This window comes from Ruegeria sp. CG3 (genome assembly GCF_056537205.1).
In genome coordinates, this window is sequence record NZ_JBQFRC010000003.1 from 323,596 (window position 1) to 343,412 (window position 19,817).

The window sequence follows — 19,817 nt, forward strand, 5'->3', positions numbered from 1 at the left end:
AAACTAAGGATCAATTGCGCCGATTTTTAGCAACTTTTCTCTTTCAATTGCATCTTTAGGCATGATCGCCATGAATGTTCGCGGAGGAAGTCGACCGCGCCCCAGTTCATCTAGCAGCGCGTTACCAAAGGTATCTGAAAGTAAAGCTATTCCTTCTGGCCCCAGTACACCACGTGCGCCTTGATTCTTACGCAGACGCTTCATTGGATCATCTTGATCAAAAAGAAGCGCTTCAACCACTTCGCGCGGCACAGGCTTGTCAAGGTTTCGACGGAAAAACTCCGCTGCGCGCGCAGTACCAGGCATAACTTTTCGGAGCTCTCGGAAAGCTTTCATATCAAACGCTCGCCAAACGGAGGTCGGATAACTCGCACCCTCGACCAACCAAAGTACATTAACAACTGCTCCTGACTTCACACCCCGTTTTCCGTCGCGGTTCGGAGCGTTGAGGTATTCCTTACGGGCGAGCATTACCCCCATCCAGCATTGGCTTTCTTCCTCTTTAGAGTTAATTACCAGACAAGGCCCTTCGTCGCGGTAAGTTTCGGGCGGAATCATCCAAGCGTTGTCCAGCGTATTTTTGATGTCGACGTCTCTACTTCCGATCACAAGATCGCGGATCCCCTTCGGAGCGCCAAGAAAGTCGCGAACGTAGTGCTCAATCTTGAGACCCACAAAGGTCTTTTCCACGTTGTCGAGTTCGCCGATTTCGGTTCGTCCTGTTCGGATTGGGTCAAGTACAAAATCGATGGCATCACGGACTGCCTGCGGAAACGCCATTCTTATGGCCGTTTCACCACCAGCGATATCGAGAATTCCCAATCGTATTCGATCCAGCTCTTCGAAGTCTGGATGCGCCTGATCTACAACTGAAGGTAACATCTTCATGAAATTTTTTTTGTCGGCAACCAGGTCAGATGTGGAGTCGAAACGACTGAAAAATTACGTAGCTTCTCGGCGCTAAGCAACTGCGTGGAGGGCGCGCGCGGTTAGCGCGGAAAAAAGCTGTTTTCCAACTGCTTCTGCAACAGGAGGAGGGAATGCATTACCAACTTGGCGATATGCGTTTGTCTTTGCACCAGTGAAATGCCAGTTGTCGGGAAATCCTTGAAGCCTGGCTACCATTTGGACCGTCAGGCGAGGCATACCCACGTGGTCTGGTCCTGGTGCCTCTGGAGCGATTGTCCTCCCCTCGACCCCAAGTGAAGCCCAAGCCTTACGCGCACGAGTTGGCCCAAGATCGGGCCCTCCGTGCTTTTTACTACCACCAACAATAGTTGGCGCAATTTCATTTGCCTGCTTCGCCCAAGCATCGACACCTCTCCAGCCATTCTCAGACATCATTTGCTTGAGAGTTTGACCGACGGTTTTAGGCCTCCGCTTTGATGGTTCCGGCCAGGAAAAATGCTCTACTCTGCTTTGTTCAACTGCCATAATGATAACGCGCGGACGTAGCTGTGGGACGCCGAAATCTGATGCATTCAATAATTTAGGTTCAGAGTGATAGCCTAACTTTCGTAGCTGCTTCTTGAGATGTAGCCGGTAGTCTTCAAACACCGCATCAAGGAAACCGCGTACATTCTCAATCATGATGGCACGCGGACGCATAACACTGATGATGTCAATGGCTTCATCAAAAAGATTGCGCTCGTCGGCCCGCCCAAGCTGTTTTCCAGCTTTGGAAAATGGCGGACATGGTAGCCCTCCAGCCAGCAGATCAATTCCTTGAAACTGGTTTGCTGCATCCTTGAAGACACGCATGTCTTCCTCGAGTACATTCCATTTAGGACGATTATGACGCAGGGTATTGCAGCAGTGCTTGTCAATCTCCACCAGCGCTTGATGACGAAATCTGGCTCTTTCAAGACCAAGAGCCTGACCGCCAGCTCCTGCACAAAGTTCCAGAGATGTCAGCATGTAGATGATCCTCCTCAGTGCAATACAACAGGTTGCGGAATCTGGTGCAACCTTGTTTAGCCCAAGCGCAAAATGTTCACAATACGTTCTACACAGTGTGAGCTACTTCGCGAAGGAAGATAGCGTCTGTGCCTCATTCCGCTAACGAGAACTTAAAGACCTTTGTGTCGCCAACACCAACTGAAAAATTCTTTGAATCAAACTCAGCCGGCCGCACGTAGACCACCCTATTTACTGGAAGAACCGCAGCGGCCAAGCCGCATATTATTGTTTCAAGTTTACCGCCAGTCAGTGCGATTTCGAAATTTGATCTAAGTGTTTGGTAGGCTTCCAAGTGGTTCTCAAATAGAGCGCTGACAAGTCCACCCGGCTCACTCGTTGAAAACTCAATAGCTGACCCCAATTCCCCGCTTCTAGTAGCAATGCTGGCAGTTTTTTGAGCTACTTTGTGGCGGTAGCTCTTTCCTGAAGGAACAAATACATCAATTTCATCGTAAGCAAATTCTTCAACCAGATGTAGTAGTCGCCCGTGTTTTGCTGAAGAGAATGCACAGAGCTTACGGTTTCGTGATGGGTCGGAACGAAGCTCTTCAACGATCACGACTCTATAAGGTAATTTATCACCGCTGAGAATGTCCGAAAGCGTATCTACACCGGCATCGCCCCAAAACTCTACACCATCTCCAATCGCGGCACTTAGATCAGCCTCGGTAGGCTGATACTCCTCTGGTTCTGTTATAGCTGCCCAAACCTCACTGCTCTGCGAGAATTTACTCTTAACCAGCTTGAAAATAGCAGGTTTTGTCAATCCTGACGCGTCAACTAGCGTCTTCCCAGACTGTCTAGCCCCCTCGTTCGGCACCACTAAATTGAGGTTTCTCTAATAAGGTTTCAGGCACAGGTGGGCGCATGTTCAGAGCATGATGTGGCCGGATCTGGTTGTATTGTCTGAGCCAGACATTGATGGCGACCTGAGCTTGTTTGGTTGTGTGGAACCATTCGGCGTTGAGGACTTCGCGACGGAGTGTTCCGTTGAAGCGTTCGTTGTAGCCATTTTCCCACGGTGACCCTGGGTAGATCTGGATCGGTTGGATACCGACCCGTCGGAGCCACTCCTGAAGCGGTGCAGCGATGAACTCCGGGCCGTTGTCTGAACGAATAAACTCGGGCTTACCGTGTTTCATCAGCAGCCGGTGCAGAACGTCCAGAACGTCAGCTGCATTCATTCTGGGTCGCACTGCCACGCAGAGCGCCTCACGGGTGTACTCATCAAGCACAGTCAGCATCTTGTAGCTCCGCCCACTGCTCAGCTTGTCATGGACAAAATCAATCGCCCAGACATGGTTGGGATGCGTGGGCCTGAGCCGGATGACAGAGCTGCCCTTGTGATAGAGCCGCCTTCGTTTCTTATGCCGATGTGGCAGCTGCAAGCCTTCTTCGCCCCATAATCGTTCGATCTTCTTGTGATTGACCTGCCAGCCCTCTATCCGCAAAAGCGCTGTCACTTTCCGATAACCATATCGTCCGTATTGCTTGGCCAGCCGGATCATCGCCAGGCGCAGCGCATCATCACTAGTAGCCTTGGACCGATAGCGATGACTGGACCGCGCCACACCCAACACAGCGCAGGTTCGACGTTCCGATGTATCCAGCTTTTGGCGGGTGTGGATCACGGCCTGACGCAACCCATCAACCGTCAGGCCTTGGGCTTTAAATGATCCAGGCTCTCCTTCAGGATCAGCTTGTCGAGCTGAAGATCAGCCACGATCTTCTTAAGCCGCTCATTCTCTTTCTGAAGCGCTCGCATCTCTGACAACTGCGACCGCCCCATGCCGCCAAACTTCTTGCGCCAGTAGTAATACGTCTTGTCTGAAATCCCCGCCTTCCGACAAGCGCTCACAACATCCAAACCATCATGCAAATGCACGTCGATCTCGCGCAAAAGCTTCAACGCATCTTCATCCGAATACCGCTTCCGAGCCATCCATCATCCCTTCCGTGACACCAAAATAGTGGCACAGTTTTACGGGGCTAAGACACTTCGGTGGGAGTATTACAAAAAAAACAACAATAATTGCTCTTGGAAGTCAATTTGTCACCAATAATTAGGGGTTGGAAATGAGGAAATCTCCATATCTTGCGCACGATGATAGACTGGGTGATGTGCTGTCGGCAATCCAAACCCTCGGAACTTACAGATTTTATAAGCTTACATCAGAGAAGTGGTCTTCGCGCATAAGTGGCGACAAAAACATGGCCAAGCATTGGGAAAAGGTTTTCCGCCAACATCCAGAGTTTTTCCGGTTCAGTTCGGATGATGCAAAGGTTTCCTTGGTGTTGCGTCGACAGAAACCTAAACTGTTTGACGTAGACACCCTAGAGATAGTGACTAAGGCAGAACGCGATGGCCGCGACGCAGAAGGACAATCGCGAATTACCAGAGAACCCCTTGGAGAAGGAGAGTTGCAAATGTTGATCGACGTTGCCAACAGCCTTCATTCAAAGGCACTGCAAGACAGGCAGGATAGTCGTTGGTGGTTACCTTTGGTGGCGACAATTTTCTCGGCCGTAATCGGACTAGCAGGCGTTTGGCTCGGCGCTACGCTGAAGTCTGCACCTCAGGAGCAGCCTGATTCGTCTGTTGAAGAAGCTGCTTCGGAATCCGAGTAGCGTACAATTTTGTCAAAACCGGAGCTATTACAGCGTTACTTGACAATGACCAGTTTCAAAACGGTGGGTTCAAGCCACTTCAAAGACGGATAGAATTTTACGTCGAGATCGTACAAGGGCATGCTGTTTCGCAATCCAGAAGCTAGTGAGAATTCTGCAATATAACAGTGCATGATTCCAAGATCCATGAAGACCCATTTGGTTTCAAAATAACGCGGCTGAGATCGGAGAATATTAGGAACATGCAATGGGCTGAACGTTGCCTTAGTTAAGGCAAGTCAGCAGTCCTGTTGCACAAACAGGTTCGATAGCTTTCTGGATACTTGACCAAGCCTTTCTCTCAACTGCTGATCGCCTACACATTTTTTTAGTAGCGCAAAACTATGGGCAAACTACGCAAACTTATGGTGTGTGCGAAGTGTTATGCGCAAACCTACAAGCGACTAGAAATCCAGGTTTTCCACGCTCAGCGCGTTTTTCTGGATGAATTCACGGCGCGGCTCGACCACGTCGCCCATAAGCTTGGTGAACAAGTCATCGGCCTCGACCATGTCATCGACACGTACCTGCAGCAATGTCCGCGCATCCGGATCCAGCGTAGTTTCCCACAGCTGATCGGGGTTCATCTCACCCAGGCCCTTGTAGCGCTGGAGCGACAGGCCTTTTTCGCCCTCTTCCAATATGGCGCGCAGCAGATCCAGCGGGCCGTGGATGGCCTGCGACCGGTCGCGGCGGACCAACGTGGCCGGCAGGTTGTAGACGTCCTGCAGGCTCTGGGTAAAGCTGCCTGTCTTACGTGCCTCGCCGGAACGCAGCATCGGACCGTCCAGCGTGCGGACTTCCTCGACGCCGCGCAGGATGCGCGCCAGTCGGATACCGTGATCCTGAGTAATCCGGCCTTGCCAGCCCCGCTCGTATTCCAGCGCTATCAGGTCCAGCCGCGCCGCGACCTTGTCGGCCACGCCCTGCAGGTCGGCATCCACCGCCCCGGGCACAAACGCCCCGGCAACGGCGGCCTGTTCAAGGATGTGCCGCGGGTAATGCGTCGGGAAGGCATCCAACACGCGCTTGAGCTGGCGCGCCTCGTCCACCACACGGGTCAGATCCTGACCCACGATCTCTTCACCCGAGCCCAACTTGAGCACGGCGCCCTCGACACCCTGGTTGATCAGATAGTCGTCAAGCGCCGCCTGATCCTTCAGGTAAACCTCTGACTTTCCACGTGAAACCTTGTACAGCGGCGGCTGCGCGATGTAGAGATATCCACCCTCGATCAACTCGGGCATCTGACGGTAGAAGAACGTCAGCAGCAGGGTCCGGATATGTGCACCGTCCACGTCGGCATCGGTCATGATGACGATCTTGTGGTAGCGCAGCTTCGAGATGTCGAACTCGTCCCGGCCAATACCGGTGCCAAGCGCCATCACAAGGTTGCCGATTTCCTGGCTGGACAGCATTCGGTCGAACCGCGCACGCTCGACGTTCAGAATCTTGCCGCGCAGGGGCAGAACCGCCTGCGTCAGACGATCGCGACCGGTCTGCGCTGATCCGCCGGCCGAGTCCCCCTCGACCAGGAAAACTTCGCTTTTGGCCGGGTCCTTCTCAGAGCAATCCTTGAGCTTGCCGGCCAGATAGTTGACGTCCATCGCCGTCTTGCGTCGGGTCAGTTCGCGGGCTTTCCTCGCCGCTTCCCGCGCCAAGGCGGCCTCGATGATCTTGCCGACGATGGTCTTGGCCTCGTTGGGGTTCTCCTCGAACCACTCGGCCAGCTTCTCGTTCATCAACCCTTCGACAGCCGGTCGCACTTCCGAGCTGACAAGCTTGTCCTTGGTCTGGCTGGAAAACTTCGGGTCAGGTACTTTGACGGACAGCACGCAGGTCAGGCCTTCGCGCGCATCATCGCCGGTGAAGCTGACCTTTTCCTTTTTCGCGATCCCGCTGGACTGTGCGTAGTTGTTGATCGTTCGGGTCAGCGCCCCACGGAAGCCAGCGACATGCGTGCCGCCATCCCGCTGGGGGATGTTGTTGGTAAATGGCAGGACGGTTTCGTGATAGCTGTCGTTCCACCACATCGCGATCTCGACCCCGATATCGTCGCGCTCGCCCTTGATGTAGATGGGCTCGGGCATGGCCGGAGTTTTCGACCGGTCGAGGTATTTCACGAATTCCTTGACGCCGCCCTCGTAGAACAGTTCGGTCTCAAGCCGCTCGGCCGGCCGCTCGTCAATCAGGATGATCCGAACGCCCGAGTTCAGGAAGGCCAGTTCGCGCAACCGCTTCTCCAGCGTCTCGAACGAATACTCAAGGTTCGAGAACGTATTGGTCGAAGCCAGGAACCGCACCTCGGTCCCGGTCCGGTCGCCGCATTCGCCGACCACTTTCAGATGCTCCGAGGTTTCGCCGCCTTCAAACCGAGCGAAATGCTCTTTGCCGTTGCGCCAGATGCGCAGCTCCAGCCAATCGGACAGGGCGTTCACCACCGAAACGCCCACGCCGTGCAGACCGCCCGACACCTTGTACGAGTTCGAGTCGAATTTCCCGCCGGCGTGCAGCTGGGTCATGATGACCTCGGCCGCCGAGACGCCTTCTTCGGGGTGGATGTCCACTGGAATCCCGCGACCATTGTCGCTGACCGAGACGCTGGAATCGGCGTGAATCTTGACGGTCACATGGTCGGCGTGACCGGCCAGAGCCTCGTCAATGCCGTTGTCCACGACCTCGTACACCATGTGGTGCAGACCGGACCCGTCGTCGGTGTCGCCGATATACATTCCGGGGCGTTTGCGGACAGCCTCCAACCCCTTGAGAACCTTTATGGAATCTGCGCCGTATTCCTGATTTGCCTGTGCGTCTTCGGACATGCCGTCAGTACCTATATTATTTTGGTAAGTTATACGTTCTCTGGTGGGGAATGTCACGTCATCCCCCCAGATTTTGTGCCGGTTCTTTCGGGCGCAGGCCGAGCTGCTCGGCCGACCTCAGACGGTCACAATCTATCCAGATCGGCGGCAATATCAGCAGCGATTTGGCGGGCATCGACATCGCCGCGCTCGGCCGACAGGCGCAGGCCCAACAAGTCGGACTGGTAGCGCGCCGCCAGCCGTTCGGGATCATGGTCGGCACCGATCTGCCCCTGCGCCTGCGCCTGTCGGAACAGATCGGCGAAACAGGTTTTCATTCGCGACAGATGGGTCGCAGCCAGTTGCGCCAAGTCATGGTCCTTTGCGCTCAACTCGGCATAGGTTTTGGCCAGCATGCAGGCCTTTGCGGGCGCGTTCGCGGCCTCGACGACCAAACGCGGCTGGGCCTTCAGCGCACCCAGCGGCCCCAGTTCCCGGGCCAGGGCTTCAAGCCGGGCTACACCTTCATCCGCATAGCGCTCCAGCGTCAGTGCATACAAGGCGTCCTTTGACCCGAAGGCGGCGTAAAAGCTGCCTGGCTTCAACTTCAGCGCATTCTCGAGATCCTTCAGGGACGTGCCCGCCCAACCCTGACGCCAGAACAGGTCTCGGGCCTGGGCGATCAGCACGTCACGGTCATAGGCAGGTTTGCGGGGCATGTGATCACCAATTCTTGAACGATTGCTCAAATATATACTTGAGTGATCACTCAATAAAGCCTATTTCGGACTCAGCCGCCAGAAAAGGAGACCCAAAATGGCCGATTTTCCCTCGCATGACCTGAACACCGCCCCTGAAGGCTCGAAACCCCTGCTCGAGAAATCGCAGGCCGCGTTCGGCCGCCTGCCGGGCCTGCACAAGGTCATGGCCGAAAGCCCTCAGCACCTGGAGGCCTACCAGGTTCTGCACCACCTGTTCCTGCAGACCGATTTCGACAATGACGAGAAAACCGTCGTCTGGCAGACCATCAACGTCGAAAATGAATGCCACTATTGCGTTCCGGCGCATACCGGCATCGCCAAGATGATGAAGGTGTCCGACGAGATCACCGAAGCGCTGCGCAATGAAACCCCGTTGCCCACGCCCAAGCTCGAGGCGCTGAGGACGTTCACGCTGCAGGTGATGAACCAGCGTGGCAATGTCACCGACGCGCAGTTGCAGGCGTTCTTCGATGCGGGTTATTCGCACCGCGCCGTTCTGGACGTGATCCTGGGCCTGGCGCAGAAAACCATGTCGAACTACGTCAATCACATGGCCCAGACGCCGGTTGACGAGGTGATGCGTCCCTTCCTGTGGGAACGTAAAGCCAGCGAGCCGGCCTGATCCGCTCAGGCGGGGGTGACGGTCGAGCCGTCACCCGCGTCATTGACCACGAATGACTGCGCCCGGTCGCCCAGTTCGGCGAACAGCTCGGGGCCTGTTCCGGTCATCCAGGCCTGCGCCCCTAGCGCGCAGATTTCATCATACAGCGCCGCCCGGCGGTCCGCGTCCAGATGGGCCGCCACCTCGTCCAGCAACAGGATCGGCGGCGCTCCGACCTGCGCGGCCAGCGCCCGTGCGTTGGACAGGATCAGGGACACCAGCAGCGCCTTCTGCTCTCCGGTCGAACACTCACAGGCCGCAACGCCTTTGGCCGCATAGACCCCATACAGATCCGAACGGTGCGGCCCAACCAATGTGCGCCCCGCCGACAGGTCGCGGAACCGGCTTTCGGCCAGCGCCTCCAACAGATCCTGCGCGCTTTCGGGCATTTCTCCTTCGGACTGAACAAGTTCCAGTTCCGCCGAGGGAAAGGCGGTCTCGGCCTGTTCCTGCGCCGTGCGCAACTGCGCCAGAGCACCCAGCCGCGTAGTATGAATGCGATGCCCGGTCTCCGCCATCTGGGCTTCGAGCGCGGCGTACCAATGCGCATCGCGCACCTGCTCTTTCAACAGGCGGTTCCGTTCGCGCATGGCCTTTTCATAGGTCAAGGCGGCCTCGGCATGGCTTGGGTCGAAACTCAGCGTCACCCGGTCCAGAAACCGCCGCCGGCCTTCGGCGCCCTCGATCCAAAGCCGGTCCATCGCGGGCATCAGCCAGACAACCCGCGCCAGCTTGCCCAGATCGATCTGGCTGGCTGCCTTTCCGTCGATCCGGACCTGCCGCGCTGCGCCCCCCTCGGACCAGGTTTCGATCTCGGACCGGCGGCCCTGAACGTCCAGAAGACCGCTCAGCTTCCAGCCCAGCGCCTCGGGCCGGCGCGTCATCTCGGCGGCACTGGCCCGGCGCATGCCGCGGCCGGGTGAAAACAGGGATACCGCCTCGAGAATATTGGTCTTGCCGGCCCCATTCGGCCCGTACAAGGCCACCGGCCGCCCGTCCAGCGCCATTCGCGCCAGCTTGTGCGACCGAAAATGCGAGACCGTCAATTCGGTCAGGGCCAAAGCCATGACCCCTCCCTTCATCCTTGCACAAAGACGCGCGCCGGACGCATCCCGCGCCCGCGCGATCAGACGCGCATCGGCATCACGACATAGACCGCGCTCTGGTCATTGCCTTCGCGCATCAGGGTCGGGTCGCCCGCCGAGTTGAACAGGAACACCGCGTTCTCGCGGTCCACCTGGCTTGCGATTTCCAGCAGGTACTTGGCGTTGAACCCGATTTCCAGCCGTTCGTCGCCATAGGCCACGGCCAGCTCTTCCTCGGCCGCGCCGCTGTCGGGCGCATTCACCGACAGGACCAGCTTGTCGCCGTCCAGCTGCAGCTTTACCGCACGGGACCGCTCGGACGACACGGTGGCCACCCGGTCGACAGCCTGGGCGAACTCGGCCGCGTCCACTTCCATCTTGCGGGTGTTGTTCTGCGGAATCACGCGGGTGTAGTCGGGGAAAGTCCCATCGATCACCTTCGAGGTCAGCGTGATGTCGGGTGTGGCAAAGCGCACCTTGGTTTCGCTGACCGATACCGCGATGTCCATGTCGTCATCTTCCAGCAGCTTGCGCAACTCGCCCACCGTTTTGCGCGGAACGATCACGCCAGGCATATCGGCGGCCCCGTCGGGGCAATCCGCGTCGATCCGCGCCAGGCGATGCCCGTCCGTGGCCACGCAGCGCAACACCTTGCCGCCCTCGGGGCCATCCGTCACATGCATGTAGACGCCGTTCAGGTAGTACCGGGTCTCTTCCGTCGAGATGGCGAATTTCGACTTGTCGAACAGCCGCCGCAGCAGAGCCGCCGAAGCGGTGAAGTTCGACTGGTATTCCGAGGACGCCATCACCGGGAAATCCTCTTTCGGCAGGGTCGCCAGCGAGAAGTTCGACCGCCCCGCCTCGACCGTCAGCCGGCCAGCCGCGCTGTCGGCGGTCAGCGTGACCAGCGCGCCATCGGGCAGCTTGCGCACGATCTCGTGCAGAGTCGTTGCCGCAACCGTGGTTGCGCCCGCCTTTTCGACCTGCGCGGGGGCCTTGTCGACCACCTCGATATCCAGATCGGTCGCGCGGAACAGAACCTGATCGCCCTCTGCCTCGATCAGCACGTTGGCCAGGATTGGAATCGTGTTGCGGCGTTCCACAACGGACTGGGCCTGCGAAACGGCCTTGAGCAGCGTGCCGCGTTCGATGCTGATCTTCATACCCTCAATTCCTCTGATTTGAGTGCTTACATGGGCGGGACTGGCAAGTTAGCGGTTCAGCCCTGAGGCACAAGGATTTTTTACCGATTTCTGGGTCGGAACGCGCAAACCGTCAAGGTCCCGAGCGGCCCTGTGCCCCAGTTCCGTGGAAATCGTGGAAAAATGCGCACAGAAAAACCGCCCCCGCGCAAGGCCAGGGCGGCTTTTCGAATTGCAGGGGCTCAGGCTTCGAGCGCCCGGCGCAGCATTTCCACATCTTCGGCGATCTGACCGTCGGTCAGCTTCAGCTCTTCGATGCGTTTGACGCCGTGCATGACGGTGGTGTGGTCACGCCCGCCAAAGCGGCGGCCGATCTCGGGTAGCGACCGGCTGGTCAGCTGCTTGCACAGATACATCGCCACTTGACGCGGGCGGGCATAGGACCGCAGGCGTTTCGGCCCGATGATGTCGGACAGGCGGATGTTGTAGTAGTCGGAAACCTTGCGCTGGATCTCTTCGACGGTGATCTTGCGTTCCGAGGCGCGCAGCACGTCGGCCAGACAGTCCTGCGTCAGCTCCATGTCGATCTCGCGGCCGACCAGCGAGGCAAATGCGAACAGCCGGGTCAGCGCCCCTTCCAGAACGCGCACGTTGGTCGAGATGCGATGGGCCAGGAATTCCAGCACGCCATCGGCGATCTTCAGGTCGGGATAGGTCTTGGCGTATTGCTGCACCTTGTTCTGCAGAATGCCCAGGCGCAACTCGTAATCGGTCGGGTGCAGGTCAACCACCAGTCCGCATTGCAGACGCGACTTGACCCGTTCCTCCAGATCCTTGATTTCACCCGGCGCGCGGTCGGCCGAGATGATGATCTGCTTGTTTTGATCCACCAGCGCGTTGAAGGTGTGAAAGAACTCCTCCTGCGTCGAATCCTTGCCGGCGATGAACTGCACGTCATCGACCATCAGCACGTCGACCGAGCGGAACAGGTGTTTGAAATCCATCATCCGGCGTTCGCGCAGGGCCTGCACGAAGCGGTACATGAACTGTTCGGCAGACAGGTACAGCACATTGAGCTCGGGGCGTTTGGTCTTCAGCTCCCAGGCGATGGCATGCATCAGGTGCGTTTTACCGAGGCCAACACCACCGTACAGAACCAGCGGATTGAATGTGACGGGGCCGCCTTCGGAAACACGGCGCGCGGCGGCATGGGCCAGTTCGTTCGGCTTGCCGACGACGAAGGTGTCGAAGGTAAAGCGCGCGTCCAACGGTGCGGCCTGCAGCGACTCGAGCGCCTCATTGGTTCCGTTGCTTTCCGGTGCCAGCTCGATATTGACCGGCTCGGGCTGGTCTTCGACCGGCTGGACCGCGGCGGCGGGACGCGCCGGTGAGTTGGCGGCCACCCGGAAGGCCAGGCGCTGAACCGACTCTCCGGCCGTGTTCAGCTCGTACAGAATGAGGTCTGCAAAATTTTGACTGACGTAGTTCCCCATGAAGTTGGTCGGAACCGAAAAAACGGCCACGCCTCCCTTCAATTCCTGAAATTCCAGTGGTTCAATCCAGGTCGTAAAATTGTTCCGGCCCACGGCCTTCAGCAATTTGTTACGCAGTTGTCCCCATTTTTCTTGTGTCATCCAGCGCCTCACGCATCCCAATATTTTTGACCTAATCGGCCTTATGTTTGTGACCGGTATCCCGGTTCTTATGCGTTCACTCGCGCGCAGATATTCTGTCGCCGAAACCCCAGGAATCGGCGGGAATATCAGTGGTCACGACGCTTGCCTGTTTGACGACGACCAAAAAGTACAGCCGCCCAAACCGCGGTTTGCGCCACGCAGTTCCAGTTTTCGACAGGGCCAAGATCATCGGAGTAGCCGAGATCCGCAGCAGATCGTCAAACCGGTTGGCACCGGTTGCCGACATTCGCCCCTGGATCATTCTGATGCCCGTCAGTCCGATCGCAGGAACAGCCTGTCCCCCCAAGCGAGTGAATCGCTGAAACTGTCGTAGCAAGAGGCAATGGGGCCGGGCAACGAAACTCTGATATTGACTCGGGTCTTTGGGCGAAAGAATCTCTCGGTTTCGTGAAGGCGCGGCATTCTGGCAACAACGCAAAAGACGCCGCACGGGGCGACGCCTTCGAAACCGGAATGAACCAGCAAATGTTGACGCTAGGTCAACCCAGCGCTTTGACGCGCGCCGACAGGCGCGACATCTTGCGGGCTGCGGTGTTCTTGTGGAACACGCCTTTGGTGACGCCGCGCATCAGCTCGGGCTGGGCCGCGCGCAGAGCGGCGGTTGCCGCGTCCTTGTCGCCGGATGCGATAGCTTCTTCGACCTTGCGCAGGAAGGTGCGGATGCGCGAACGACGTGCTTTGTTGATTGCATAACGCTTCTCGTTCTGACGAGCGCGCTTCTTTGCCTGGGGCGAGTTTGCCATGTGTCTCTGACCTTTGTTCGGTACGTTTGTCTAGGGTTGCACGTCACGGAATTACCCGCACCGGATCAGAAATCACGAGTGTGAATCGGGCCAAGCGGGCCGCACGCGCATGTATGGTGGCGGTCAATAGCCAAGTTTTCAGACTTTGCCAAGTCGATTCTTGGCTTTGTTGCCCGCCATGAAAAAAGGCGGGCAACGCCCGCCTGATCCTGCAGTCTTGTCGGCGCCGGTTATTTGTCGCGGAACTGGGCCGCGCGCTTTTCAAGGAATGCGCCCATGCCTTCCTTCTGGTCTTCGGTCGCGAACATCGAATGGAACACGCGCCGCTCGAACAGCATGCCCTCGCTCAGCGGCACCTCGTAGCTGCGGTTGACAGCCTCTTTCGCGGCCATCGCGGTCAGCAGCGATTTCTCGGCAATCTTCTGGGCTGCGCCGGTCGCCTCTTCGATCAGCTTCTTGGCCGGCACCACGCGCGACACGAGGCCCGAGCGCTCGGCCTCTTCGGCATCCATGAAACGCCCGGTCAGGTTCATGTCCATCGCCTTGGACTTGCCCACGAACCGCGTCAGGCGCTGGCTGCCGCCCATCCCGGCGATGACGCCCAGATTGATCTCAGGCTGGCCGAACTTGGCGGTGTCTGCGGCGATGATGAAATCGCACATCATGGCCAGCTCGCACCCGCCACCCAGCGCATAGCCCGCCACCGCCGCGATGATCGGCTTGCGGATCGCGGTGATCCGGTCGTTGGCGTCGGCGAACAGGTTGGTGGTGTAGACATCGACAAAGCTCATCTCGGACATCTCCTTGATGTCCGCGCCCGCAGCGAATGCCTTTTCCGATCCGGTGATGACGATGCAGCGCACCTTGTCATTGGTGTCCGCGTCCTCGAGCGCCTCGCACAACTCACCCAGAAGCTGAGTGTTCAGCGCGTTCAACGCATCGGGTCTGTTGAGCTTGATTAGGGCGACGTGGTCTTCGATTTCGACGATGATCGTCTCAAAAGCCATGAGGTCTGAGCTTTCGGTTGTTCCGTTCAGGTCCAATTCCTTACCACGCGGAAAACTCGGATCAAGCTATCTTTGGCATTGCGCGCAATAGAAGGTTGAGCGTCCCGACTGGGTGATTCTGCGGATTTCGGCCCCGCAGCCCTCGGTCCGGCAGGGCTGGCCCTCGCGCCCGTAGACGTCGAAACTGTGCTGAAAATATCCAAGCTCTCCATCGGCTTGCCGGAAATCGCGCAGCGAGGATCCGCCGGCCTCGATGGCCTCGGCCAGCACCGTCCGGATCACCGGAACCAGGGCTCCGACCCGCCCGGCCGAGATCTGACCCGCCTTGCGACGTGGCGACACTCTGGCGCGGTAGAGCGCCTCGCAGACATAGATGTTGCCCAGCCCGGCAACGATTCTCTGATCCAGCAGCGCCGACTTGACCGGTGTGGCCCGGCCGCGGAAGGCCTCGATCAGATAGGTCTCGTTGAAATCGTTGCCTAGCGGCTCCGGCCCCAGCACGGCCAGCAGCCTGTGCTGCTCGGCGGTGGCCGTGGGCATCAGGTCCATCGCCCCGAACCGGCGCGGGTCATTGAAGGTGATGCGCGCGCCGTTGGCCATGTGAAACACCACGTGGTCATGCTTCTGCGGCATCGGATGATGATGCACGAACTGGCCCAGCGGATCGCCCGACACGGTCATGCGGCCCGACATGCCCAGGTGAATCAACAGGGTTTCGCCGCCGCTCAGATCGGCCAGGATGTATTTCGACCGCCGCCGCAGACGTTCGACCCGCTGGCCGGTCAGCCGTTCGGCCATCCGCTCGGGGAACGGCCAGCGCAGATCGGGGCGGTTCACGTCCGCCCTTTCGATCACCACGCCTTCCATCGCCGGGGCAAGGCCGCGTCTTACTGTCTCGACCTCGGGCAATTCGGGCATTAGACGGCTCCTATTCCAAAGGGCCGCATTGTGCCCCGGTTTCCAGGCCCTATAACAGAGACGAAATTCGACGAACGGCAAGGCTTATGTCCGACAACAGCGACAAGACCACTCATTTCGGTTTCGAAACCGTCCCCGAGGCCGAAAAGGCCGGGCGCGTGCAGGGCGTATTCAACTCGGTCGCGTCGAAATACGACGTGATGAATGACGTGATGTCGATGGGCATCCACCGGGTCTGGAAGGACGCCATGATGGACTGGCTGGCGCCGCGCCCCGGCCAGCGCCTGCTGGACGTGGCGGGCGGAACGGGCGACATCTCGTTCCGCTTCCTCAAGCGCGCGGGCCACGGCCATGCCACCGTTCTGGATCTGACCGAGCCGATGCTGATCGAGGGTCGCAAACGCGCCGAGGCCGCGCAGATGGCCGACAGTCTGGATTGGGTGGTGGGCGACGCGATGGCCCTGCCGTTCGAGGACAACACCTTTGACGTCTACACCATTTCCTTCGGCATCCGGAACGTGACCCGCCCGCAAGAGGCCCTGAACGAGGCCTACCGCGTGCTCAAACCCGGCGGCCGCCTGATGGTGCTGGAGTTCAGCCAGTTGCCCAATGACGGGCTGCAGAAACTCTATGACCTCTACAGCTTCAACGTGATCCCGCGCATGGGTAAGCTGATCGCGAACGACTACGACAGCTATCAATACCTGGTCGAGTCGATCCGCAAGTTCCCCGATCAGGATACCTTTCTGGGCATGGTGCGCGCCGCCGGATTCGAAAACGCGAAATACCGCAACCTCAGCATGGGCATCGCGGCCCTGCATTCCGGCTGGAAGATCTGACCCATGCGCGGCCCCCACAACATCATCCGCCTGATCCGCACGGGCGCCACGCTGGAGCGCACCGGCGCCATGAACGTGGTGCTGGACGCGTTCGAGGCTCCGCGCGCGTTGCGGATCCTGGCCCACACGCTTGGCAAACCGTTCCAGTGGCTGGGCTACAAGGGCGACCCGACCATGCCACCGGCCACCCGGGCGCTGACCGCCCTGGGCCCGGCCTACATCAAGTTCGGTCAGGTCCTGTCCACGCGCCCCGATGTCGTCGGCGAAGAGCTGGCCGAACAGCTCCGCGTCCTGCAGGACAAGCTGCCCCCCTTTCCACGCGACGTGGCCATGGCCGAGGTCGAAAAGGAGCTGGGCCAACCTCTGGACGAGATGTTCTCGGAGTTCAGCGAACCGATCGCGGCCGCCTCGATCGCGCAGGTCCACAAGGCGAAATTGGCCAGCACAGGCGAGGATGTGGCCGTCAAGGTCCTGCGCCCCGGCATCGAACGCGCCTTCCGCAAGGATGTGGATGCGTTCTATTTCGCCGCCCGGATCGTCCAGCTTTTTGCCCCCGGTGCGCGCCGACTGCGCCCGATGGAAGTGATCGAGCATTTCGACGGCGTCGTCCGCGGCGAACTGGATCTGAGGCTCGAAAGTTCGGCAGCCTCGGAATTTGCCGCCAACACGCAGAATGACGAAGGCTTCTGGCTGCCGCCCGTGGTCTGGTCCCTGTCCGCGCGCCGGGTCATGACGCTCAGCTGGGCCGACGGTATCCCCTTGGGCGACAACGCCGCGCTGGACGCCGCCAATCACGACCGCCGCGATCTGGCCGAGCGCGTGCTGCGCCTGTTCCTGCTGCACGCCCTGCGCGACGGCTTCTTCCACGCCGACATGCACCAGGGCAACCTCAAGGTCGCCGCGAACGGCGACATCATCGCCTATGACTTCGGCATCATGGGCCATATCGACGAATACACCCGCCGGGTCTATGCCGAGATCCTCTTCGGCTTCATCCGCCGCGACTACAAGCGCGTGGCCGAGGTGCATTTCGAGGCCGGCTACGTCCCGGCCGACCAGGACGTCGATGAATTCGCCCGCGCCCTGCGCGCGGTCGGCGAGCCGATCTTTGGCATGGATGCCACCCATATCTCGATGGGCCGCCTGCTCAACTACCTGTTCGAGGTGACCGAACGCTTTGGCATGGAAACCCGCACCGAACTGATCCTGCTGCAACGCACGATGGTGGTGGTCGAAGGCGTTGCCCGCTCGCTCGACCCGCATATGAACATCTGGGAGGTCGCCCGCCCCGTGGTCGAGGACTATATCAAGCAGTCCATCGGACCCCGCGCCGCTCTGCGCGATTTTGGAAAAACAGCGCTGGTTCTTGCACGGTTCGGTCCCCGCCTGCCTGATCTGGTCGAAAATGCCCTGATCGCCCAGACCCGCAAGGATGATCCCTCCGGGTCAGATTTCTGGCCCAAGGCCATTCCCGCCGCGATCGGAGCAGCCGCCGGGGCAGTGGCCGTCCTGATCCTTGCGGGCCTGGGCTGACAGACGCCGCCGCTTTATCTGGCCAAAAATATCCTCGGGGGGAATCGCGCCCCGGCGCGATGGGGGGCAGACAGCCCCCCGGCCCAGCCTCGGATCAGAGCCGTTCGATGGCGATGGCAATCCCCTGCCCGCCACCGATGCACATGGTGATCAACCCTTTCGACCCACCGATGCGCTCCAACTCGTACAGAGTCTTCAGCGTGATGATCGCCCCGGTGGCCCCCACCGGATGACCCAGGGCGATGGCCCCGCCATTCGGGTTCACCTTGGCCGGATCCAGCCCCAGTTCCTTGTTCACCGCCAGCGCCTGGGCCGCAAAGGCCTCGTTGCTTTCGATCACGTCGAAATCGCCCGCCGACAGACCGGTTCGCTCCAAAAGGTTGCGCACGGCCGGAACCGGGCCGATTCCCATCACCTCGGGGCGGACACCTGCATGAGCATAGCCCAGGATGCGCGCCTTGGGCGTCAGGCCGGCTTTCTCGGCGGCACGCGCCGTGGCCAGAACCATCGCCGCCGCGCCGTCATTGATGCCCGAGGCATTGCCCGCGGTCACACGCCCGTCCTTCTGGAACACCGGCCGCAGCCCGGCCAGCGCTTCGGTCGTGGTGGCCTTGGGATGCTCGTCGACCTTGAAATCGACCATGTCGCGCTTGACCTTGACCTGCACCGGCGCGATCTGGCTGTCGAAATAGCCCGCCTCGATCGCAGCCGCCGCGCGCTGCTGGCTGGTCAGCGCAAACGCGTCCATCTCCTCGCGCGTGATCTGGTGTTCATCGGCCACGTTCTCGGCGGTGACGCCCATGTGCCCGGTGCCAAAGGGGCAGTTCAGCGCGCCCAGCATCATGTCCAGCGACTTGATGTCGCCCATCTTGGCGCCCCAACGCGCCTGCGGAACGATATAGGGGCTGCGCGACATGCTCTCGGCACCTCCGGCCACGGCAAATTCGGCATCCCCCAGCATCAGCGATTGAACCGCCGATACGATCGCCTGCGCGCCCGACCCGCACAGTCGGTTGACGTTCATCGCCGGAGTAGCGTTCGGAATGCCCGCCTGCATCGCCGCGACGCGCGACAGGTACATGTCGCGCGGCTCGGTGTTGATGACGTGACCAAACACCACATGCCCGATCCGCTCGCCTTCTACGCCGGATTTCTCAAGCGCGGCCTTGGTCACGACGGTGGCCAGATCGATCGGCGCGGTCGCGGCCAGCGACCCTCCGAACGTACCGATTGCGGTGCGGGCACCGTCCAGAATCACGATGTCGGTCATGTCTCTCTCCTCTTGGATTTGCGCGCAGTATGCACCCGCAGCATGGACCTGTCGCGCGGGACGTTCCGTCATCGGCGGAATTGACAATTCGCGCCCGGACGCGCAAGAAATTCCGCCATGACGGAAAACTCAGACGATATCCTGACACGCCTGCCCGCCCGCCTGAAAGAGGCCCGGCGCGCCAAGGGACTGTCACTGGAAGCGGTGGCCAATCTCAGCGGCGTATCTCGGTCGATGGTCAGCCAGATCGAACGCGGCGAAAGCAGCCCCACGATCTCGACCCTTTGGAACCTGACCCGTGCGCTGCAGGTCGATTTCGCCGGACTTCTGGAAGAGTCTGAGACCACCGACCAGATCGAAGTGCTGCGCAGCGCCGAGGTGCCCAGCATCGACAATATGGGCCAATCCTGCCGGATCCGCATCCTCTCGCCGCCCGAGGAGGCCGGCGGGCATGAGGTCTATGACATCCGGTTCGACGCGGGTGGCGCGCTGAACAGCCAGCCCCATGCCCGCGGCGCTCGCGAACAGTTGACCGTACTGGAAGGGGCCGTCCGCGTCACTTCGGGCGCCGCGACGATGGAGCTGCAGCAGGGCGACACGGCTAGGTATGCGGCCGACGTGGCCCACGCCATCGCGGCACCGGACGGACCCGCCCGCGTGTTCCTGATCGTCAAGAATGCCTGATCCGCACATATCGGCCGATTTCCGCCTTCACGGATTTTTTTCCGCCATAC

20 protein-coding genes are annotated in these 19,817 nt (G+C 59.5%); 5 read left to right on the forward strand and 15 right to left on the reverse strand.

Annotation, left to right across the window (positions count from 1 at the left end; genetic code table 11):
* Window positions 1-3: 3 nt before the first annotated feature.
* The 5 genes from ACR0NB_RS14960 to ACR0NB_RS14980 all read right to left on the reverse strand — a co-directional run bounded on the left by ACR0NB_RS14960 (window position 4) and on the right by ACR0NB_RS14980 (window position 3,901).
* The gene (locus ACR0NB_RS14960; RefSeq protein ID WP_480776096.1) at window positions 4-888 is read right to left on the reverse strand and encodes a NaeI family type II restriction endonuclease; all 885 of its coding nucleotides are present in this window, start codon (window positions 886-888) and stop codon (window positions 4-6) included.
* A 72-nt stretch (window positions 889-960) separates the two neighbouring features.
* Complete coding sequence (locus tag ACR0NB_RS14965; protein WP_480598377.1) at window positions 961-1,917, reverse strand: DNA cytosine methyltransferase; 957 nt, start codon at window positions 1,915-1,917, stop codon at window positions 961-963.
* A gap of 133 nt (window positions 1,918-2,050) precedes the next feature.
* A complete protein-coding gene (locus ACR0NB_RS14970; protein ID WP_480776097.1) occupies window positions 2,051-2,725 on the reverse strand; it encodes a hypothetical protein in 675 nt (224 codons plus the stop codon).
* A 34-nt stretch (window positions 2,726-2,759) separates the two neighbouring features.
* On the reverse strand, window positions 2,760-3,590 hold the full coding sequence (locus ACR0NB_RS14975; RefSeq protein WP_170612379.1) for an IS3 family transposase: 831 nt from the start codon (window positions 3,588-3,590) through the stop codon (window positions 2,760-2,762).
* Between the two features lie 23 nt (window positions 3,591-3,613).
* A complete protein-coding gene (locus ACR0NB_RS14980; protein ID WP_170612381.1) occupies window positions 3,614-3,901 on the reverse strand; it encodes a transposase in 288 nt (95 codons plus the stop codon).
* A 134-nt stretch (window positions 3,902-4,035) separates the two neighbouring features.
* Here ACR0NB_RS14980 and ACR0NB_RS14985 point away from each other — a divergent pair, with 134 nt between their 5' ends.
* Window positions 4,036-4,587 carry a hypothetical protein gene (locus tag ACR0NB_RS14985; protein WP_480776098.1) on the forward strand — a complete coding sequence of 184 codons (552 nt, stop codon included), beginning with the start codon at window positions 4,036-4,038 and terminating at the stop codon, window positions 4,585-4,587.
* Between the two features lie 443 nt (window positions 4,588-5,030).
* On the opposite strand, the gene gyrB is transcribed toward ACR0NB_RS14985, so the two are convergent.
* On the reverse strand, window positions 5,031-7,448 hold the full coding sequence (gyrB, locus tag ACR0NB_RS14990) for a DNA topoisomerase (ATP-hydrolyzing) subunit B (protein ID WP_170369894.1): 2,418 nt from the start codon (window positions 7,446-7,448) through the stop codon (window positions 5,031-5,033).
* Between the two features lie 125 nt (window positions 7,449-7,573).
* On the reverse strand, window positions 7,574-8,146 hold the full coding sequence (locus tag ACR0NB_RS14995) for a TetR/AcrR family transcriptional regulator (protein WP_480776099.1): 573 nt from the start codon (window positions 8,144-8,146) through the stop codon (window positions 7,574-7,576).
* Window positions 8,147-8,243: 97 nt separating this feature from the next.
* On the opposite strand from ACR0NB_RS14995, the gene ACR0NB_RS15000 reads away from it, so the two are divergent.
* On the forward strand, window positions 8,244-8,810 hold the full coding sequence (locus tag ACR0NB_RS15000) for a carboxymuconolactone decarboxylase family protein (protein WP_480776100.1): 567 nt from the start codon (window positions 8,244-8,246) through the stop codon (window positions 8,808-8,810).
* A 5-nt stretch (window positions 8,811-8,815) separates the two neighbouring features.
* Here the strand turns inward: ACR0NB_RS15000 and recF are convergent, their stop codons facing one another.
* The 7 genes from recF to mutM all read right to left on the reverse strand — a co-directional run bounded on the left by recF (window position 8,816) and on the right by mutM (window position 15,441).
* Window positions 8,816-9,916: a DNA replication/repair protein RecF gene (gene recF, locus ACR0NB_RS15005; protein ID WP_480776101.1), complete on the reverse strand. Its 1,101-nt coding sequence runs from the start codon at window positions 9,914-9,916 to the stop codon at window positions 8,816-8,818.
* A gap of 59 nt (window positions 9,917-9,975) precedes the next feature.
* Window positions 9,976-11,097 carry a DNA polymerase III subunit beta gene (gene dnaN / locus ACR0NB_RS15010; RefSeq protein ID WP_170342392.1) on the reverse strand — a complete coding sequence of 374 codons (1,122 nt, stop codon included), beginning with the start codon at window positions 11,095-11,097 and terminating at the stop codon, window positions 9,976-9,978.
* A 221-nt stretch (window positions 11,098-11,318) separates the two neighbouring features.
* On the reverse strand, window positions 11,319-12,710 hold the full coding sequence (gene dnaA, locus ACR0NB_RS15015; protein WP_170342394.1) for a chromosomal replication initiator protein DnaA: 1,392 nt from the start codon (window positions 12,708-12,710) through the stop codon (window positions 11,319-11,321).
* A 76-nt stretch (window positions 12,711-12,786) separates the two neighbouring features.
* Window positions 12,787-13,014 carry a hypothetical protein gene (locus ACR0NB_RS15020; protein ID WP_170343116.1) on the reverse strand — a complete coding sequence of 76 codons (228 nt, stop codon included), beginning with the start codon at window positions 13,012-13,014 and terminating at the stop codon, window positions 12,787-12,789.
* Window positions 13,015-13,252: 238 nt separating this feature from the next.
* Window positions 13,253-13,516, reverse strand: coding sequence for a 30S ribosomal protein S20 (gene rpsT / locus ACR0NB_RS15025; RefSeq protein WP_093963612.1), 264 nt, complete (start codon window positions 13,514-13,516; stop codon window positions 13,253-13,255).
* 230 nt (window positions 13,517-13,746) lie between these two features.
* Window positions 13,747-14,523 carry an enoyl-CoA hydratase gene (locus tag ACR0NB_RS15030; RefSeq protein ID WP_170367547.1) on the reverse strand — a complete coding sequence of 259 codons (777 nt, stop codon included), beginning with the start codon at window positions 14,521-14,523 and terminating at the stop codon, window positions 13,747-13,749.
* Window positions 14,524-14,589: 66 nt separating this feature from the next.
* A complete protein-coding gene (gene mutM, locus ACR0NB_RS15035; protein WP_480776102.1) occupies window positions 14,590-15,441 on the reverse strand; it encodes a bifunctional DNA-formamidopyrimidine glycosylase/DNA-(apurinic or apyrimidinic site) lyase in 852 nt (283 codons plus the stop codon).
* Between the two features lie 86 nt (window positions 15,442-15,527).
* Here mutM and ubiE point away from each other — a divergent pair, with 86 nt between their 5' ends.
* Together ubiE and ubiB are read left to right on the forward strand one after the other, a co-directional pair.
* A complete protein-coding gene (ubiE, locus tag ACR0NB_RS15040) occupies window positions 15,528-16,280 on the forward strand; it encodes a bifunctional demethylmenaquinone methyltransferase/2-methoxy-6-polyprenyl-1,4-benzoquinol methylase UbiE (RefSeq protein WP_170343119.1) in 753 nt (250 codons plus the stop codon).
* 3 nt (window positions 16,281-16,283) lie between these two features.
* On the forward strand, window positions 16,284-17,813 hold the full coding sequence (gene ubiB / locus ACR0NB_RS15045) for a 2-polyprenylphenol 6-hydroxylase (RefSeq protein WP_170541181.1): 1,530 nt from the start codon (window positions 16,284-16,286) through the stop codon (window positions 17,811-17,813).
* A gap of 94 nt (window positions 17,814-17,907) precedes the next feature.
* Here the strand turns inward: ubiB and ACR0NB_RS15050 are convergent, their stop codons facing one another.
* Window positions 17,908-19,083, reverse strand: coding sequence for an acetyl-CoA C-acyltransferase family protein (locus ACR0NB_RS15050; protein ID WP_170367543.1), 1,176 nt, complete (start codon window positions 19,081-19,083; stop codon window positions 17,908-17,910).
* 117 nt (window positions 19,084-19,200) lie between these two features.
* Between ACR0NB_RS15050 and ACR0NB_RS15055 the strand changes: the two genes are divergently transcribed.
* The gene (locus ACR0NB_RS15055; RefSeq protein WP_149776002.1) at window positions 19,201-19,767 is read left to right on the forward strand and encodes a helix-turn-helix domain-containing protein; all 567 of its coding nucleotides are present in this window, start codon (window positions 19,201-19,203) and stop codon (window positions 19,765-19,767) included.
* Window positions 19,768-19,817 lie beyond the last annotated feature (50 nt).

Bases quoted from the DNA above. Each gene is read 5' to 3' on its own strand.
- ACR0NB_RS14960 (WP_480776096.1), bottom strand. From the start codon at position 888: ATGAAGATGTTACCTTCAGTTGTAGATCAGGCGCATCCAGACTTCGAA.
- ACR0NB_RS14965 (WP_480598377.1), bottom strand. From the start codon at position 1,917: ATGCTGACATCTCTGGAACTTTGTGCAGGAGCTGGCGGTCAGGCTCTT.
- ACR0NB_RS14980 (WP_170612381.1), bottom strand. From the start codon at position 3,901: ATGGCTCGGAAGCGGTATTCGGATGAAGATGCGTTGAAGCTTTTGCGC.
- ACR0NB_RS14985 (WP_480776098.1), top strand. From the start codon at position 4,036: ATGAGGAAATCTCCATATCTTGCGCACGATGATAGACTGGGTGATGTG.
- gyrB (WP_170369894.1), bottom strand. From the start codon at position 7,448: ATGTCCGAAGACGCACAGGCAAATCAGGAATACGGCGCAGATTCCATA.
- ACR0NB_RS14995 (WP_480776099.1), bottom strand. From the start codon at position 8,146: ATGCCCCGCAAACCTGCCTATGACCGTGACGTGCTGATCGCCCAGGCC.
- ACR0NB_RS15000 (WP_480776100.1), top strand. From the start codon at position 8,244: ATGGCCGATTTTCCCTCGCATGACCTGAACACCGCCCCTGAAGGCTCG.
- recF (WP_480776101.1), bottom strand. From the start codon at position 9,916: ATGGCTTTGGCCCTGACCGAATTGACGGTCTCGCATTTTCGGTCGCAC.
- dnaN (WP_170342392.1), bottom strand. From the start codon at position 11,097: ATGAAGATCAGCATCGAACGCGGCACGCTGCTCAAGGCCGTTTCGCAG.
- dnaA (WP_170342394.1), bottom strand. From the start codon at position 12,710: ATGACACAAGAAAAATGGGGACAACTGCGTAACAAATTGCTGAAGGCC.
- ACR0NB_RS15020 (WP_170343116.1), bottom strand. From the start codon at position 13,014: ATGATCCAGGGGCGAATGTCGGCAACCGGTGCCAACCGGTTTGACGAT.
- rpsT (WP_093963612.1), bottom strand. From the start codon at position 13,516: ATGGCAAACTCGCCCCAGGCAAAGAAGCGCGCTCGTCAGAACGAGAAG.
- ACR0NB_RS15030 (WP_170367547.1), bottom strand. From the start codon at position 14,523: ATGGCTTTTGAGACGATCATCGTCGAAATCGAAGACCACGTCGCCCTA.
- mutM (WP_480776102.1), bottom strand. From the start codon at position 15,441: ATGCCCGAATTGCCCGAGGTCGAGACAGTAAGACGCGGCCTTGCCCCG.
- ubiE (WP_170343119.1), top strand. From the start codon at position 15,528: ATGTCCGACAACAGCGACAAGACCACTCATTTCGGTTTCGAAACCGTC.
- ubiB (WP_170541181.1), top strand. From the start codon at position 16,284: ATGCGCGGCCCCCACAACATCATCCGCCTGATCCGCACGGGCGCCACG.
- ACR0NB_RS15050 (WP_170367543.1), bottom strand. From the start codon at position 19,083: ATGACCGACATCGTGATTCTGGACGGTGCCCGCACCGCAATCGGTACG.
- ACR0NB_RS15055 (WP_149776002.1), top strand. From the start codon at position 19,201: ATGACGGAAAACTCAGACGATATCCTGACACGCCTGCCCGCCCGCCTG.